The sequence below is a fragment of the Streptomyces sp. NPDC049627 genome, assembly GCF_044465645.1.
GTDB lineage: Bacteria > Actinomycetota > Actinomycetes > Streptomycetales > Streptomycetaceae > Streptomyces.
Window position 1 is genome coordinate 22,343 of the sequence record NZ_JBITLW010000026.1, and the last position, 16,281, is coordinate 38,623.

General features: G+C 68.0%; 14 protein-coding genes and 2 pseudogenes. 6 read left to right on the top strand and 10 right to left on the bottom strand.

The annotated features are described in order from the left end of the window. Positions 1 to 12: 12 nt before the first annotated feature. A pseudogene (locus ACIBU0_RS43905) lies at positions 13 to 820 on the bottom strand (IS5 family transposase). Between the two features lie 126 nt (positions 821 to 946). Continuing rightward, the gene (locus ACIBU0_RS43910) at positions 947 to 1,246 is read right to left on the bottom strand and encodes a putative quinol monooxygenase (RefSeq protein ID WP_398830406.1); all 300 of its coding nucleotides are present in this window, start codon (positions 1,244 to 1,246) and stop codon (positions 947 to 949) included. A gap of 142 nt (positions 1,247 to 1,388) precedes the next feature. On the opposite strand from ACIBU0_RS43910, the gene ACIBU0_RS43915 reads away from it, so the two are divergent. Next, the gene (locus ACIBU0_RS43915) at positions 1,389 to 2,348 is read left to right on the top strand and encodes a GlxA family transcriptional regulator (protein ID WP_398830407.1); all 960 of its coding nucleotides are present in this window, start codon (positions 1,389 to 1,391) and stop codon (positions 2,346 to 2,348) included. 55 nt (positions 2,349 to 2,403) lie between these two features. On the opposite strand, the gene ACIBU0_RS43920 is transcribed toward ACIBU0_RS43915, so the two are convergent. The 4 genes from ACIBU0_RS43920 to ACIBU0_RS43935 all read right to left on the bottom strand — a co-directional run bounded on the left by ACIBU0_RS43920 (position 2,404) and on the right by ACIBU0_RS43935 (position 8,599). Beyond that, positions 2,404 to 4,611, bottom strand: a complete 2,208-nt coding sequence (locus ACIBU0_RS43920) for a transglycosylase domain-containing protein (RefSeq protein WP_398830409.1) — start codon at positions 4,609 to 4,611, stop codon at positions 2,404 to 2,406. A 238-nt stretch (positions 4,612 to 4,849) separates the two neighbouring features. Further along, positions 4,850 to 5,215 carry a GMC oxidoreductase gene (locus ACIBU0_RS43925; RefSeq protein WP_398830411.1) on the bottom strand — a complete coding sequence of 122 codons (366 nt, stop codon included), beginning with the start codon at positions 5,213 to 5,215 and terminating at the stop codon, positions 4,850 to 4,852. Continuing rightward, positions 5,209 to 5,349 carry a hypothetical protein gene (locus ACIBU0_RS43930; protein ID WP_398830413.1) on the bottom strand — a complete coding sequence of 47 codons (141 nt, stop codon included), beginning with the start codon at positions 5,347 to 5,349 and terminating at the stop codon, positions 5,209 to 5,211. The genes ACIBU0_RS43925 and ACIBU0_RS43930 overlap by 7 nt, the downstream gene beginning before the upstream one ends. An 805-nt stretch (positions 5,350 to 6,154) precedes the next feature. Further along, positions 6,155 to 8,599, bottom strand: a complete 2,445-nt coding sequence (locus ACIBU0_RS43935; protein ID WP_398830416.1) for a P-loop NTPase fold protein — start codon at positions 8,597 to 8,599, stop codon at positions 6,155 to 6,157. A 227-nt stretch (positions 8,600 to 8,826) separates the two neighbouring features. Between ACIBU0_RS43935 and ACIBU0_RS43940 the strand changes: the two genes are divergently transcribed. After that, entirely contained in the window at positions 8,827 to 9,261 is a 435-nt protein-coding gene (locus tag ACIBU0_RS43940) for a hypothetical protein (RefSeq protein WP_398830418.1), read from the top strand. A gap of 24 nt (positions 9,262 to 9,285) precedes the next feature. On the opposite strand, the gene ACIBU0_RS43945 is transcribed toward ACIBU0_RS43940, so the two are convergent. Next, positions 9,286 to 9,588 (bottom strand): hypothetical protein, encoded by a 303-nt coding sequence (locus ACIBU0_RS43945; RefSeq protein ID WP_398830420.1) that lies wholly within the window; start codon positions 9,586 to 9,588, stop codon positions 9,286 to 9,288. A gap of 545 nt (positions 9,589 to 10,133) precedes the next feature. Between ACIBU0_RS43945 and istA the strand changes: the two genes are divergently transcribed. After that, the gene (gene istA, locus ACIBU0_RS43950; protein ID WP_398830422.1) at positions 10,134 to 10,925 is read left to right on the top strand and encodes an IS21 family transposase; all 792 of its coding nucleotides are present in this window, start codon (positions 10,134 to 10,136) and stop codon (positions 10,923 to 10,925) included. A gap of 80 nt (positions 10,926 to 11,005) precedes the next feature. Next, positions 11,006 to 11,709: pseudogene (istB, locus tag ACIBU0_RS43955) on the top strand (IS21-like element helper ATPase IstB). 39 nt (positions 11,710 to 11,748) lie between these two features. Here the strand turns inward: istB and ACIBU0_RS43960 are convergent. Beyond that, positions 11,749 to 12,195, bottom strand: a complete 447-nt coding sequence (locus ACIBU0_RS43960; protein WP_398830425.1) for a MarR family winged helix-turn-helix transcriptional regulator — start codon at positions 12,193 to 12,195, stop codon at positions 11,749 to 11,751. A 106-nt stretch (positions 12,196 to 12,301) separates the two neighbouring features. On the opposite strand from ACIBU0_RS43960, the gene ACIBU0_RS43965 reads away from it, so the two are divergent. Both ACIBU0_RS43965 and ACIBU0_RS43970 read left to right on the top strand, forming a co-directional pair. Then, positions 12,302 to 13,135 carry an alpha/beta fold hydrolase gene (locus tag ACIBU0_RS43965; RefSeq protein ID WP_398830427.1) on the top strand — a complete coding sequence of 278 codons (834 nt, stop codon included), beginning with the start codon at positions 12,302 to 12,304 and terminating at the stop codon, positions 13,133 to 13,135. Between the two features lie 269 nt (positions 13,136 to 13,404). Continuing rightward, positions 13,405 to 14,526, top strand: coding sequence for an IS630 family transposase (locus tag ACIBU0_RS43970; RefSeq protein WP_398830429.1), 1,122 nt, complete (start codon positions 13,405 to 13,407; stop codon positions 14,524 to 14,526). A 21-nt stretch (positions 14,527 to 14,547) separates the two neighbouring features. Here ACIBU0_RS43970 and ACIBU0_RS43975 read toward each other — a convergent pair whose 3' ends face one another. Then, the gene (locus tag ACIBU0_RS43975; protein ID WP_398830431.1) at positions 14,548 to 15,312 is read right to left on the bottom strand and encodes an alpha/beta fold hydrolase; all 765 of its coding nucleotides are present in this window, start codon (positions 15,310 to 15,312) and stop codon (positions 14,548 to 14,550) included. Between the two features lie 111 nt (positions 15,313 to 15,423). Continuing rightward, a complete protein-coding gene (locus ACIBU0_RS43980) occupies positions 15,424 to 15,966 on the bottom strand; it encodes a DUF1707 domain-containing protein (protein ID WP_398830434.1) in 543 nt (180 codons plus the stop codon). Between the last annotated feature and the right edge of the window lie 315 nt (positions 15,967 to 16,281).

Sequence of the window (16,281 nt, forward strand, 5' to 3'; positions counted from 1 at the left end):
TAAGACCGTGTCCTACAAGGTGAGACGGGCGAGGCGCTTGTAGCAGCACCGGGCGGCGGCGAGGCCGAGAAATGCCAGGTAGTTGCGGGGATAGCGTTCGTAGCGGTGGCTGAGTCTTCGGTAGCCGGACAGCCGGGACATGGTTCGCTCGATGACCCAGCGGCGGCGTCCTGATCGGTCGCTGGACTCGATCCCTCTGCGGGCGACGCGCACTCCGATCCGCTTCCACCGCAGCCATCTGCACAGGTCGGCATGGTCGTAGGCTCCGTCCGCGTGCAGGCGTTGAGGCTTGACGTACCGGCGGCGGTAGGGGCGTGTCTCGTTTGGTGGCCCTCGATCGTGGGCTTCAACCCTTCGCTGTCGTGGGTGTTGCAGGCCGAGATACCGACGAGAAGGGGCAGTCCGTTCGCGTCCGACAGGACGTGCATCTTGGAACCCGTCTTGCCCCGGTCCACGGGACTCGGACCTGTGTGTTCGCCCCTTTGGCCCTGGCATGCGCGGTGTTGAGGACGACGCGGGTGACGTCGCTGAGGCCGGCGTCTTCGAGACGGTGCAGCACGGCTTCGCGGAGGCGGCCCCAGACGCCGGCTCTCGACCAGATCAGAAATCTGCGGTGGGCAGTCGACTTCGATATGCCGAAGCACCGCGGAAGTTGGCGCCATGCGCAGCCGCTGACCAGGATGTAAATGATGGCCGCGAACAACGTCTCATCAGGCGTGCTCGATGTTCTGCCGCCCTGTCGCCGTGCTCGTTGCTCTGGGATCAGCGGCCTCGCGATCTGCCGCAAGCCGTCCGGCAGCGGCGGGGCCTGGCTGAGCACTGGCTCGGGAATGGGCCGGTGCCGTCACTCTGGAGATCCGCATGTCCTGACGGGAGCTGAGGCGGAGGGAGGGTCCTGTCGCCGATGGCGGCAGCGCGGTGAGCGCGCTGCCGCCCGACGGTGGGATCAGGGGAGCTTGACCGCCAGGAGGTCGACCGGCCGGATGTCCGGTGCCTCGCTGAGCATGGTCCCGGCGGCCTCCGTCAGCGCGGCGGCGATCTGTCCGTTCAGGTGCCCCTGGCGCCCCTGCTCGTCCTTGAAGGTGTCGAAGACTCCGAAGGAGGTGGCGCCCTGCCGGAACGCGAACCAGGTGACGGTGTGGTCCTCCTGCTGCGCCAGCTGCAACGCGTCCCGCAGCAGGGCCTCCACCTTCTCGGCGTACTCCGGCTTGGCCTCGATACGGGCCAGCAGTCCCAGCTTCGTCATGGTGCACTCCTGTTGCTGATCGTCGTGGGAAATGTGCGGTGCTGGTACCGAGCACCCGCTGTCGTCCGGACACAGGAAAACCTAGGCCGCCACCCTCGCCTCGCCCAGTGTCGGAAACGACGCGTCCGATATCGTTTCCGACATGGATGTGGCTGTGCTGGCGTACGACGGCGTGTTCGACTCCGGGCTCTCCGCCCTGCTCGACGTCCTCGACGGGGCGAACAGCATGCGGGCAGAACTCCCGGAACCCCCGCCCGCCTGGAGGGTGTCCACGATCGGTTTTCGCCGACGGGTCCGTACCGGAGCGGGACACGTGGTCGAGACTCTCCCCGTCGGCAAGGCGCAAGGCGCGGACCTGCTGCTGGTGCCCGCACTGGCCGAGCGGCGGCCCGACGCCCTGATCGCGCATGTCTCGGGTACGGATTCCGCGCCCGTACGCCGTCTGGTGGCCGCGACGCGTGAACGCGGCACCCCCGTCGCGTCCGCCTGTACGGGCACGTTCCTACTGGCCGAGTCGGGGGTCCTCGACGGGCGCAGGGCCACGACGAGTTGGTGGCTCGCCCCGTACTTCCGCAAGCGCTACCCGGCGGTGACGCTCGACGAGACCCGGATGGTCACCACGTCCGAGGGGGTGACGACGGCGGGCGCGGCGTTCGGGCACGTCGATCTCGCGCTCGCGATCGTACGGATGAGAAGTCCGGCCCTCGCAGAGCTGGTCGCTCGCTACCTGGTCGTCGACGAGCGCCCGTCTCAGTCGGCGTACACGATTTCCTCGGCGCTCGCGCAGAGCGACCCGACGCTCGAGGCCTTCGAGCGCTGGGCTCGCTCCCACCTGGAGCAGCCGCTCTCGATCGCCGACGCGGCGCGGGCCATCGGCGTCAGCGAACGCACGCTCCAGCGAACGGTGCGCCGCACGCTCGGCACCTCGCCCGTACGCTTCGTCCAGGACCTGCGCGTCGAACGCGCCTCACACCTGCTGCGGACGACGGATCTGCCCCTGGACGTCATCGCCCGCAAGGTCGGCTACGAGCACGCCAACACGCTCCGTATCGTCCTTCGCGAGCGCACCGGAGAGACGGCGAGCGTCCTGCGGGGGCGATGACGCGCCCGGGGTCGCAGACTCCACAGCGCCTGTGCCGAATGCCGGTGTCAGGGAACTACGGGCTGGTGCCGGTCGTGCTCGGCTGCTCGATCGTGCTCGGTGCCGGGGTGGACGGGGCGACAGTGGAGGGAGGGGCGGTGGTTGGCGGGGGTGGGGGCGGCGCGGTCTCTGTCGGGGAGGGCGTTGGCCTAGGCGTGGGCGTAGGCGTGGGCATGGTCGGGGTGGGCGACGTCGCGGGAGGCCGCGTGGCCGGCGTGGTCGTGGAGGGCGCGGGAGTCGTCGGCCGGTGGGGACGGGCCGTGGGGCGGCTCGGCGTGGCCGAGGGGTGGGCCCCGGCCTCGGTGCGGGGGATGTCGGCTGCCGCGGGCAGCTTCAGATGGAAGTTCTCCACCGTGCGGCCTTTCAGAGCGGCGGTCATGTACGTGGTCCAGATCCGCGTCGGATACGAGCCGCCGTTGACCCGGCTGATGCCGGCCGCGCTGCCGAGGGAGATCCGGGTGTGGCTGGTGGGGTTCTCGGCGAACATGGCGACCGAGGTGGTCAGTTGGGGGGTGTAGCCGACGAACCATGCGGAGAGGTTGTCATCCGTGGTGCCGGTCTTGCCCGCGGCGGGCCGGCCCAGCGCGGTGGCCAGGTAGCCGGTGCCCTCGGGGCTGACGACGCCCTTCAGGACCGAGGTGACCTGATCGGCGGTGGACCGCGAGAACGCCCGCGCCGCGTCATGGACGGGCAGGTCGTGCGCCTTGTTGTCCCGCGTGAGCTGCTGCACCGGCCACGGGGCGATGTGCCGGCCGTGGTTGTCGAAGGTCGCGTAGGCGCCGGCCATGTCGAGCGGGCTGGGGGTGGCCACTCCGAGGGTCAGGGCAGGGGTGGCGCCCATGTCGGGTGTGTCGGCGGGGAGCCCGGCGGCGATGGCGGTCCTGCGCACCCGGGCAAGACCGGCGTCGGCGCCGACCTGGGCGTACACCGCGTTGACGGACTTCATCATCGCCGTGCGCAGGGTGATCCGGCCGTAGTCGCGGTCGTCCTCGTTGGGCGGGCAGTAGTGCAGACCGCGGGGCAGGCCCTGGACGCAGCGGCGGCTGGTGCCGTCGTAGCGGGTTCGGGGGGTGATGGCGTGACCGTCCTGAGCGGTGGCGCTGTGCTGCAAGGCGGCGGCGAGGTCGAACGGCTTGAAGGTGGAACCGACCTGCAGGTCGTGTCGGGTGGCGTCGTTGTAGGGCCGCTCGGCGTAGTCGGGCCCGCCGTAGGCGGCGACGATCCGTCCGGTGGACGGGTCCACGGACGCCGCACCGACACGGATGTACTTGGCCCTGCGGGTGTCCGGCAGTTGCCGCAGCACCTTCTTCACCGCGGCGACCAGCGCGTCCTGGTCCTTCTTCACGAAGGTGGTGGTGATCTGCCAGCCGCCGGAGCCGAGCACGGCTTCCTCGATGACCTGATGGTCGATCAGGTACCGGCGGGCGATGTCGATCAGATACCCGGCCTGACCGCCGACCCCGGGGGTGGGCCGGGGCGCCCTGGGTGCGGGGAACGCCGTCCTGGCGCGCTCGCCCTTGTCCAGGTAGCCGAGCTCGACCATGCCGTCCAGGACGTAGTTCCAGCGGGCGACGACCGCGGCTCGATTCGCCGGGGTCGCCGTGGAGACGTCGTAGCTGCTGGGAGCCTTGAGCACGGCGGCGAGGTAGGCGCTCTGCGCGGCGTTCAGCTGCGAGGCGCGGATGCCGTAGTAGGCCTGTGCGGCGGCCTTGATGCCGTAGGCGTTGCGGCCGAAGTAGCTGGTGTTCAGGTACCCGGCCATGATCGAGTCTTTGCTCTGCGTCTGATTGACCTTGATCGCGATGATGGCCTCTCTGACCTTGCGGTCAAGGGTTCGCTCGCGATCGAGGTAGTAGTTCCGCACATACTGCTGGGTGATCGTGGAGCCGCCCTGCAGGCCCTTGCCGGTGACGGTTCTCCAGGCCGCGCGCAGTGTGCCACGGACATCCACACCCTTGTTGGAGTAGAACGTCCGGTCCTCCGCGGCGACCACCGCGTGCTGCACGTGGAGGGAGATCTCCGAGAGCGGCACCGATTCGCGGTTGACGGCGCCGGTACGACCGATCTCCGTGCCGTCGGCGTAGTAGTAGACGTTGCTCTGACTCACGGCGGCGGCGTTGGCGTCGGGGACCTGCACGGTCACGTACAGGACGAAGAAGGCCGTGACGGCGATCAGGAGCACGCTGAGCAGACCGCTGACCACCATGCGCCAGGTGGGGAACATCCTGCGCCACCAGGGCATCGCCCGGCGTGCCGCCCTGCGCATCCGCCGGGCGCGCTGCCGAGTCCGCCTCGCCGTGCGTACTTGCTCACGCCAAGCGGCGACCGCTGTCCCGGTTCGTTCACTGTCCCCCTGGCTCATACCTGCGCCGCCGCTCCTCGGACCGGCAGGATCGGGGGGTGCGCCTGGGGGTGGCGCCGGACCGGACGCGGCGCGCCGCTCCGAAGTGCCGTAAATACCACTAATGGAATAGACTCTTCCCCTTTACTGCGGGACGACACCTTTGACCAGCGGTACGCGCTCCCCGCCACGCCCCTTTCATCAGTGATCGGCCCAGGAAGGTCACGGCGACAGCCAGAGCGACCGCCATGACGCTGAGCTGGGGGTTGCGCCCGGGGCAACTGGGCAGCAGCGAGGCGCCGGTGATCAGTACGCCGTGGACGCCGCGCAGCCGGCCTTCGGGGTCGGCGGGGGCATGGTGCGGGTCGGCGTCGGCGGCGGCCGTGGGGTGGAAGGCTGCGCGGGGTGATCGTGGCGAGCAGTTCCAAGCCTTCCGACCGCTGCGGGAGACGGTGAACACTTCACCCCGGTCCCAGCCGCTCAGCACCTCATACCGGTCCCGCCGAGCAGGCGGATTTCGCCCCGGTCGACGCGGGCCTGGAAGGTGCGCTCACGTTGCGCGGCGTCTATCCGGCGGGCCTTCTCGTCGGCGAAAGCGGCGTTCACATCGGTGATGGTCACGGTGTACTCCTTGGGACTTCGCCGCATGTGTCTTCGTTCGGTCCCGTCGGCGGGGGTGCCACTCCCCCGCCGCCGGGGATTGCTGCTGGCCTGTGGTCAGCGGGTCTGGACGGCGTAGCCGAGGGCGAACACCAGTCCAGCAATCTGGAGGGCTGCGGCCTGGTCCTGGCCCGGCTTCGCGTACGCCTCACTCGTCGGCGTCCCAGGCGAAGCCGGCGCCATTGATCGCGGTGCGGGCCTTGTCGTCGAGCGCTTCGGCGCAGGCTGGGGCGACGACGACGGCGCCGAGCTGGGTGTCAGTGGTCACCAGGTATATGGGTTCGTCCCCTTCGGGCGCGCCGGGCGCTGGGGAGGAAGCGGCGGATCGTCTCTACGACGGCGGCTGTGTCCGCTCGGACGTCGCGGCAGCCAGTGGCGTCGTGCAGCACGATCGGATCGGGGATGTCACCGGCGTCGGAGTAGTAGGCCGCGTACCAGCCGTGATGCTCAGTGGGCGCGTAATCGATGTCGTTTTCCGTCCGCCCGTGCCCGTGATCAGGACGTAGCTGTCCGTGTCGACGGGACCGAGATCCAGTCGGCTCCGGCCGAGGGGGCGCAGCCGCGTCGAGACGTGATGGGCACGTCACGTCCGCGAGGACGCTTGGCTCCGGCCCCCGCCGTTGGCCCACCAACACCCCGTCCGGGACCGCGCAGACTGCCCTCTTGCAGGGTCCTGAGGGGTGGGCAGGGGTGCGGGTCTTGTGCCGGGTCGGCGAAGGACCCACCACCAGTCTTTGGACGCTCACTCCAACAGGTCGGAGAAGCCTCAGAACAGTCGTTGAGCAAGGTCGGCGAGTGCGGGGCCCTCACCGGCATCGAGCAGCACACGGAGGTCTGCGCAGGCGTCGCGATGGGCGGCGGACTCCAGACCAAGCCTTCTCAGTGCCTTGGACCAGCGCACATCGTCGTCGGTGTGGGGCGTGAGGACGGCCAGACCGGTCTGTCCCTCGACGCGGGTGGAGAGTGCAGCTTGCAGGGAGGGCCAGCGAGCGGTGATCTCGGCGAGGCTGATGAGGTGGGTGGCGTCCTCGACGGAGAGGGCTTGTGCGGTGCCTTCTTTGTAGGCGAGGACTCGCAGGTAGAACTGCCACACCGTCAAAAGCCTCTTGGTCTCCCGCATGGACAGGTGGCGCTGTGCAGTCAGTCGGTCCTGCAGGCGGTCACGGATGGCTGGGTGTGTTTCCAGGGCGAGCACTTGGGCTTCCAGCTCGGGCTGGTGAGATGCGATGTCAGTTGGAGCGGGGCTCGCTATCGCGCTGCCGGTTGCTGGGGTTGGGGAAGCGGCCGGTGCGGCGAAGGAGGTGTGGGGATCAGTCGATGGAGCAACGGGTCCCAGCAGGCTGCTCACCGCGGCGGCGAGGCTGTGATGAGCGATAGGCGGCAAGGTGATGGGCAGCTGGATGAGTTTGCGCAGGAAGGTCCATCCCCATGAGGGGTCCTGGTGGCCTGCTTGGCCCTGCGCTGAGCCGAAATCGGTGTACGCGCGGTCGAGGTGTGCCGCGACGACCGAGGAGTCCAGGCCGAGTACGAAGCGGCAGGGCGCAACACGCGATGGGGCGCTGCGGTCCTGGAAGTGGAGTGCGCCGGACAGGAACAGGTTGATGGCTTCGAACACTTCGGCGGTGGCGCGTGCCGAACAGCGGTCCAGATCGTCGATGAACACGATGAGTTCTCGGCCGCTGGACGAGATCGTCTCCAGGAGGTCGCTGATGTCGTGCTGGATGAGGTAGAGATAGCCGGAGCGGGCGTTGTAGTAGGGGTCGCGCAGGGCGCTGTCCGGTGCCGACCCGGTGGTGGTGGCGAAGGCTCCGCTGAGAACGGGCCCGTCGAGAATCTCTCCCGGCAGGAAAGAGCGTGCCCGGCCCAGAAGGAATCGAAGGGCTGTGTGCATGAGCCCCAGAGCCAGCAGGAGGACCGGAAGCCCGATGGCCAGGGAGGCGGCGTTCACTGTGTGACCCGACCACCTGTAGTCGGCATCTGCCTTGGCCAGTTGCGCCACGACGGGAACGAGCAGGGCAAAAACACCCAGCCGCAGAAACGGGGAAAGGAGGCGGCGGCTTACGGTGCGGCGCAGGAGATGCCGGTCGAGACGCTGCGCGTTACGTCGTAGCCAATACGCCTCACGGGCTCGCCCGGCAGCGCCTTGTGCGGGGCGTGAGGCTTCTACGATCTCGCGGGAGAGCCCGGCCCAGATCTGGTCGCTGGTCTGATATGCCCATGGGTTGAAGCGAACCGTCACCACCGTGCGGGGGGATGCTGGACGGGCGGGCGTGCGGCGCAGCAGCGGCCACAGGCTGCGTCTGCTTTGGGGCCCAGGTCGGCGTTGGGCGAGGAGCAGTTTGATGGCGGAGCGGACGGGCAGGTTGTGGCGCCGCAGCCGTGGCATCCGCTTGCGTGCCCGTTTCTTCCATCGTTGCCAACGGCCGACACCGGGAGGGATCACATCCTGCTGTCGGGCATGGACCTCTTTCTCGATCAGTTGCATGATCGTGGATTTGCCTGATCCCCACGGGCCTTCGATCGCCACGACCGATGGGCCGGTGCCGTCCTCAGCAAGTGAACCACCCGCCGTCTGAGGGTTGGCCTCGGCTGGCGTGAGCAGGTCGGCCACCGCGTGCACCAGCGCCATACGGTCCAGCAAGTCGCTGCCGGCCGGCCGGTCGGAGAAGCCCCTGAAGTAGACGGCACCCTTGCGTGAGGCCGGTCCGCTCGAGGAGGCCCCCAGAGCCGCCTCACGCTCCAGGCGCTCTCGTTCGAAGCGGGCCAGTACATCAGCGGAAGGGTCAAGCAGGACGTAGCGCTGGAAATCGGGCTGTGCGGCAAGCTGCTGGTCGAGCCAGCTCGCACCGAACCAGCCGCTGACAAACGGGAAACGTTCCCGCAGCTCGTCAAACCATCGCAGATCACCTGGCGTGGGGTCTGCGGCGCAGACCAGGTACCACTGGTCCGGAGGGTTCCTTGCCGCCTTTTCCAGAGTCTGGCGGACTTGGCGACGGCGGCTCGACGTCATGGGCCCGGCGAAAGCCTTGATCTCATAGACAATGCGTTCGCCGGCTTCTGTCTCCTCCACGACATCGCCGTCGCCCGCATCCGGCCCGCCGATGCCGCCCGAAGACGCTCGGGCACGGGGGTGCAGTCGCAGCAAAAGCAGCGTGACCAAGGCATGAAACTGCTGGTAATTGGCCACATGTCGGTCCCACGGGGTGCTCACCGGCCAACGATACGATCATGACAGTAGCCCTCGTGCCGCTTCCCCATAACTCGCTGACAACGGTTGCTTTCCTCCCACTTGATCACTGAGCGAACCGGTCTGCCCCTGTCCGTCGGCATCTCCGGCGCGGTCGACGGCGACGCCGGCTCAGCAAGCTCCATGGCGACAAGGGCTACTAGGACTTGTCCGGCCGATCATGGTCATGGGCAGTCAGGCATGATGCCCAGGTGAGCATCATCGTCAAGTTTTTCGTGGCGCCGGACGACACGTCAGCGGCTCTGACTCTCCAGACCGGGCCGGGACGGACATTCGAGTCGCTCTCCTTCGGCAGCTTCGATCCCGAGGAGGCCGTGCTCGAGTGGGAATGCCTTCTGGCGGGCGGCAGCTTCGAGGAACTCGTCGAAGCCGGTGAACCTCGTGTCGTCGCCGGCCAGGACAATGAAGGGTGCGTCGTCTTCGCGATCTCGCCGCGCCTGTCCACTGCACTCGCGGACGCCGAGCACTCCAGGTTGCGTGACGTCGCTGCCTCGTGGGTTCAGCTGCGTGCGGAGGACGGCGAGGTCATCGACGCGGAGATCGCCGAAGCGATCGTGGGTGATCTCGCTGCTCTCGTCAGCAACGCCCGACGCCAGAGCCAGAACGTCTACTGCTGGGTCGCGTAGGAGTTCATGTTCGGAGCCAGAGGGCTACGGCCGCCGCGGTGGCGGTGCCGACGAAGACGCAAGGCACCCGGAGAGGATCGGCCAGAGGTCGCGCCCCGTCTTCACGCAGTTGAGCGGCACGACTTCAAACTCCGGCTCGTCTGCCGAGATGACGTCGATGATCCGGTCGACCTGCTCCCGCCTGAGCTTGCAGATCTCCAGGGCAAGCGCCTTGAGCCCTGACACCTCGATGGTGACGCCGGGGTGCAAGGAGCGAAGCTCGTTGTCGATGAACTGCTCGACCTCGCCCGGCAGGGTGTCGTTGGTGAGGGAGCGCAATACCTTCACGTCACGGTGCTCTTGGAGGCCCCCCCCCCCCGGCACTGGTTCGTAGGCGCCGGGTACAGCCCCAGCCCGAGCCGATCCATGCAGCCCTGAAAGGCGTTGCCCTCCAGGCGGATGAGCTGGCCTTCAACGAACTTTCGCAGCGAGCTCTGATCCACAGCAGCCATCACCGCACAGCGCACCCGTCCTGCGCCGCCAGGTTGCACGGATCAAGCACGTGACGCACGGCCTGCGACAGGTCGCATAGAGTCCGGAGTAGAGCCGCGAGTGCGATGACGAGGCTTTGCACGTCGTGCGCCTACAAATCCGCCCGCCGCTAGCCAATCGCCTGCGCGGCGCTTCCCATCCGCAGATTTCACCGTCTCGCCCGGCCCGTGAACGCGACCGCGTGGCTAGAGCGGCGTTTACCGGACCCACCAGGGCGACTCCAACTGGCCCCAGCGGAAGGGCGTTCGGGGGAACTGAGGTGTGGTGGCGAGGCGAAGTGGCCCCACCTCGGGCCTTGCGGTGCCACGGTGGATGTGGTCCGCCGAGGGTGGGTGCTGCGGATGTCCTTGTCCAAGCAGGAGTTGTTCGACCGGATCCGCAGGGACAGCTGGCAACAACAGCTGTCGATCCGGGCGTTGTCGAAGAAGTACGGCGTGCACCGGCGTCTGGTGCGGGAGGCGCTGGCCTCGCCGGTGCCGAAGCCGCGCAAGCCGCCGGTGCGGACCTCGCCGCGGATGGAGCCGTACGAGAAGACGGTCGATGAGTGGCTGCGGGCGGATCTGGAGGCGCCGCGCAAGCAGCGGCACACTGCCAAGCGGATCGGGACGCGGCTGGAAGAGGAATTCGGGGTCACGCTCCCCTACACCACGGTGCGGGACTTCGTCACGGCCCGCCGTAGGGCGATCGCCGAGGAGGGCGGGGTACCAGCTGAGGGCTACCTGATCCGCCATAACGCGCCGGGCGCGGACGCCGAGGTCGACTTCGGGGAGGTCTGGGTCGACCTGGCCGGAGAGCGGGTGACGTGCTATCTGTTCGCCTTCCGGCTGGCCTACTCAGGCCGGGCGGTGCACCGGATCTCCCGTTCCTGCGGGCAGCAGGCGTTCTTCGAAGGACACGTGCACGCCCTGTCCGTGCTGGGCGGAGTGCCGGCCGGGCAGGTGCGCTACGACAACCTCACCCCGGCCGTCCGCAAGGTCATCTTCCGCAGCCGACTGCGGGAGGAGAACCCGAAGTGGACCGCGCTGCACGAGTTCTACGGGTTCACCCCCTTCTACTGCGAGCCAGGACTTCGTGGCGCCCATGAGAAGGGTGGAGTGGAGGGCCAAGTCGGCTACTTCCGGCGCCGGTCATGACCGCTGCCCATCACACGCTCACCGCACAGGCATCTGACGCCGCGATCGACACCGCCTGCCGCATGCTGCGGCTGCCCACCATGCGGGCCCAGGCCGCCGACACCATCGCCCGCGCCGAACGCGAAGGGCTCTCCTACGCCGGATTCCTCGCCGAACTCCTGATGGCCGAGTGCGAGGACCGCGACCGGCGCCGGGCCGAACGCCGTATCCGGGCCGCCCGCTTCCCCCGCGAGAAGTCCCTGCGCGACTTCGACTACACCGCCAACCCAGTGTCGACCCGGCCGTCATCCACAACCTCGCCACTTGCGACTGGATCACCAAGGGCTACCCACTGTGCTTGATCGGGGACTCCGGCACCGGCAAATCCCATCTGCTGATCGCGCTGGGCACTCAGGCCGCCGTGGCCGGCTACCGCGTCCGCTACACCACCGCCGCCAGCCTGGTGAACGAGCTCGTCGAGGCCGCCGACGACAAGCAGCTCGGCAAGACCATCGCCCGCTACGGACGCGTCGACCTCCTCGAAATCGACGAACTCGGCTACCTCGAACCCGACCGCCGAGGTGCCGAGATGCTCTTCCAGGTCCTGACCGAGCGGGAGGAGAAGAACAGCATCGCGATCGCCTCCAACGAAGCGTTCACCGGCTGGAGCAAGACCTTCACCGATCCCCGGCTCTGTGCGGCGATCGTGGACCGGCTCACCTTCAACGCCACCCTCATCGAGACCGGCACCGAGTCCTACCGACTGGCCCGCACCAAAGCGAACAAGAACAACGGGACGAAGTAACCGACACCCCGACGGCCGGAAGCCCGGAGTTCGCCGTCCTCACGTCGCTGACTGCGGCATAAGGTTGCGGGCGAGTACCTCCAACGCTTCCACGACCTCCGTCAGCCGCTGAGGGTCATCGGATCCCATCGCCACGGCAAGGGCGCCCTCGATGCCGGCGGCGCGCACCTGCGCCACCCGCGCGGACACCTCGGGGCTCTGGCGCACCAGCACGCGGCGCCGGTCGACGGGATCCGGGGACGTCTGCACCGATCCGGCCTCCTTCAGCCGGGCGACGGCCGAGGACACCTGGCTCTGTGGCAGGCCGGTGCGGGCGGCGATCTCACCGACGGCGGTGTCGGGATGGGCGGCGATGTCGCTGGCCACGATCAGCACCAGCCGGGCGCTGCCCGCATACCGCGCCGCCCCGCCCGGGGGCTCGGGCAGGGCTTCCTCACCGATCTTCATCAGGGTGCGTCCCAGCAGGAACAGCTCGACTCCGTTCACCCCACCAACATACATCGTATTGGATACATCCAGATTGATGCATCTAGTTCGATGGATTATCGTGCGGGATGCGGCGGACGGACCGCCGCACACAAGGGGGACCACCATGCCCAAGACCACCGGCACACTCACCGTTCCCGGCGCCGTCCTGCACTACCAACTCCAGGGCACCGGCCCGCTGCTACTGATCTCGCAGAGTGGAGAGGGCGACGCCGACCGCACCACCGACCTCGTCGCCCAGCTCACCGATTCCTACACGGTGGTCACCTACGACCGCCGCGGTCTGTCCCGCAGCCGACTCGACACCCCCGAGCAGGGCGCAACCCTCGCCGAGCACGGCGATGATGTCCACCGCCTCCTGGCCTCGCTCACGGACAGCCCCGCTCACATGCTCGGCTGCAGCCTCGGAGCCGTCATCGGCATGCACACCGCCGCGCGGCACCCCGGGCAGATCCGCACCCTCATCGCCCACGAGCCCGTCGCTCCGCGCCTGCTGCCCGACGCCGAGCGCGCCCGCCACGAGCGCGAACTCGCCGCCCTGCAGGACCTCTACCTGCGAAAGGGCCTCAGCGCAGCCCTCCCGGAGATCGCCAGAACCCTCGGCATCGACCCCAACACCAGGGATCTTGAACCCGATCTGACGCCCCAGCCGATGAACGCCCTGCGCATCGCCAACTTCGACTACTTCATCCGGCACGACTTCACCGCGATCATCCACGACACACTCGACATCACCGCGCTGAAGGGCGTCAGCACATACATCGTCCCCGCCGCCGGACGCGCCACACCCCGGACTGTCTTCGACTACACGTGCGCGACCGCCCTCGCAGCGCAACTCGACCGCAAAGTCCAGGAGCTGCCCGGCGGCCACAACGGAAATACCACTCATCCACGGGCCTACGCCACGCGCATCCGGGAGATCCTGAACATCACACGATGACGCACAGCACCCCCGGCTTAACAACTGCCGACAGCCTGAGTAAGGCCGACTGCCCCTCCGTCACCTCTGGTGGTCCCAGATCAAGCCGCCCTCCGGGGCCACATCACGACGTCTGATCTTCACGAATCATCCGCGAGCTGGGGCCAGTTGGAGTCGCCCTGGTGGGTCCGCTGAACGCCGCCCTGGTGCTGTGACCGGGAAGGTTCGCCGGAGTGCTGGCTGAGCCGGTTGGATGTAAGGCCACATCCGGCCTGGCAGATGGAGGCGCGGTGGCAGAGCCCGTCCGAGTACGCAGACTGACCGATCAGGAGGGGCAGCAGCTGCAGCGAATCGTGAGGCGGGGCAGTACCAGTACGGTGCGCTACCGGCGGGCGATGATGCTCCTGGCCTCAGCTGGCGGGAACCGAGTGCCGGTGATCGCCCAACTCGTCCAGGCGGACGAGGACACCGTTCGCGACGTGATCCACCGATTCAACGAGATCGGCCTCGACTGCCTGGACCCTCGGTGGGCGGGAGGCCGTCCCCGCCTGCTCAGCGATGACGACGAGGACTTCGTCATCCAGACGGCCACGACCCGCCCCACCAAGTTCGGCAAGCCCTTCACGCGCTGCTCGATCAGGAAACTCGCCGACCACCTGCGGCGCAACGTCGCCTGCCCGATACGGATCGGCCGCGAGGCCCTGCGCTGTCTGCTGGCCCGCCGCAAGATCACCTTTCAGCGCACGAAGACGTGGAAGGATTCCACCGACCCCGACCGCGACACCAAACTCGACCGGATCGAACACGTCTTGGCCCATTTCCCCGACCGGGTCTTCGCCTTCGACGAGTTCGGACCGCTGGGTATCCGGCCGACCGGCGGGTCCTGCTGGGCCGAGCAGGGAAGGCCCAACCGTCATCCGGCGACCTACCATCGCACCCACGGAGTCACCTGCTTCCACGGCTGCTACTCGGTCGGCGATGACACCCTGTGGGGCGTCAACCGCCGCCACAAGGGCGCGGCCCCGTCCTTAGCTGCGCTGAAAACGATCCGGACCGCGCGTCCGGACGGCGCCCCGATCTACGTGATCCTGGACAACCTCTCCGCTCACAAGGGCAGCAAGATCCGCCAATGGGCTCGGAAGAACAAGGTCGAGCTGTGCTTCACCCCGACCAACGCCTCCTGGGCCAACCCGATCGAGGCGCACTTCGGCCCGCTGCGGCAGTTCACCCTGGCCAACTCCAACCATCCGAACCACACCGTCCAGACCCGTGCACTGCACGCCTACTTGCGCTGGCGCAACGCCAACACCCGCCATCCCGACGTGCTGGCCGCCCAGCGCAAGGAGCGTGCCCGCATCCGCAGCGAGAAAGGCATCCGCTGGGGCAGACGCCCCCTCCTCAACGCCGCATGACAGGACGGGCCGCGAGCAGGCTCAACCGACAGGGACTCTCTCCCTGAGAAAGCCGATCAGCAGATCGGTAACGGCCGATGGCCGCTCCAGGCTGGGAAGGTGACCTGCCCATGGCAGTTCGACGTGGTCGGCGTTCGCGAGTAGATGCGGCAGTCGGGCAGCGATCTGTCGGAAGTCCGCCAGATCATGCGCGCCCGACAGGACAAGGCAGGGCGCTTGAATTGCCGCCAGATCAACCACGGCCTCGACTGGCTCGAACTCCTCAGCGGCGGCCAGCTGCAGCTCGAAGGCGTGCCGCTGCATCTGGCGTACCGCCTCGCGGGCGGTCTCGTCGGCGTCCGGGCCGAGCCAGGTTTCGACCATCAGTTCCGTCGCGCCGACGATGTCCCCCGCCTCGATCAGCGCTTCCTCGCGCTCCCCAAGCGCACTCAGCTCGGCAGAAGGTTCATGACCGGGCAGGGCGGAACAGATCAACCCAATGGCGCTCACCCGATCCGGCCAGCGCGCGGCGATCTCCAAGGCGACCTGCCCGCCGTACGAGGATCCCACCAGTGCCGCGTGCGCGATGCCCAGACTGTTCAGGAGGGCCAGGACATCCTCGGCGTCGCTGTGAGGCCGGTCCGGCGCCGGAGTCTCACCAAAGCCCCGAAGATCACAGCGCACCAGCCGATAACCGGCGTTGATCAAGGCCGGCCACTGGGCATCCCACATCCGCCGGTCACACACCCCGGAATGCAACAGCACCAGCACCGGGCCGTCTCCGGCCACATCATGAGAGAGCGTCATCCGGCAGACCCTACGCAGCGGCTGCTCGAAACGCCTCCCGATTAGCACCGCCACTTCCCCGCCCATCAGCCCGGCGAACCATGCCGGTCACAGCACTAGCTCCGATGGGCCTCAACGCCGGGCGTGGCGGATCTTCAATCGTCCGAATCCCATGGTCCCAGAGATTTGGATCTTCGGCTCGCCGGGGCCGGAACGCCGCGGGGCGTTGTAGCGCAGGTCCTTCCACCCAGTGCGTAAACCCTCGACGTCGACGACCGCGTCGCGAGGCACCGTAATCTCGGCCCTGCCGGTTCCGAGCTGCAGCTCGATGTCGATAACCGGATGCTCAATGATCGCCCGAGACAGATCCAGGCGCACCCTTCCGAACGCGGACTCGACCTTGAGGAACCGCGGTACCCGCCATACGCCGTGCCGCTGGATCCGTCCGCCGGCGGCGCCGATAGTTGACGTGGTGCCCGGGTGCTTCTCCGGGAGTGAGGCCAGAGCCGACACGAGCTCGCTGCGCGCCTCGGCGGTGAGCACCTGGTGGAGGCGTTCGTCAAACTCCTCGTGCGAGATGAGCCCTTCGGCGTACGCCTCCTGCAGGCGCTGCACAGCCGTATCGCGGTCGTCTTCGCTCATCTGCGGCGGCGAGTCTTCCGGTAAGGAGGTCACCGTTTAACCCTACTGGCGTGCCGGCGACGCAACGCGTCAAGGTCCAAAGCGGCAAGGCGTCCGGCGGGAAGACCAACCGCTCGTCCTCATGGCCGTGATCGTTCAACCCGGCGAAGCTATGCGGTCACAGCACTAGCCAACCGCGGCCAGCGGAGGAACTTCGACGCGTAAGAAGAGCTCCGCAGGCGCCGCCAGAACGGAAGGCGCCGCAGCACGGACCACTACCTGGTCGACCACGGCCAGCACGCGCCCGGCATCGTCCGGCAGCGCGTCCACTCAGGCCGCCACCCGGTGGCGCAGGTCACGCACCAAGCA

Coding starts and splice junctions, on each gene's coding strand:
- ACIBU0_RS43910 (WP_398830406.1), bottom strand. CDS start 1,246: ATGACGAAGCTGGGACTGCTGGCCCGTATCGAGGCCAAGCCGGAGTAC.
- ACIBU0_RS43915 (WP_398830407.1), top strand. CDS start 1,389: ATGGATGTGGCTGTGCTGGCGTACGACGGCGTGTTCGACTCCGGGCTC.
- ACIBU0_RS43920 (WP_398830409.1), bottom strand. CDS start 4,611: ATGTTCCCCACCTGGCGCATGGTGGTCAGCGGTCTGCTCAGCGTGCTC.
- istA (WP_398830422.1), top strand. CDS start 10,134: ATGTCCTTGTCCAAGCAGGAGTTGTTCGACCGGATCCGCAGGGACAGC.
- ACIBU0_RS43965 (WP_398830427.1), top strand. CDS start 12,302: ATGCCCAAGACCACCGGCACACTCACCGTTCCCGGCGCCGTCCTGCAC.
- ACIBU0_RS43975 (WP_398830431.1), bottom strand. CDS start 15,312: ATGACGCTCTCTCATGATGTGGCCGGAGACGGCCCGGTGCTGGTGCTG.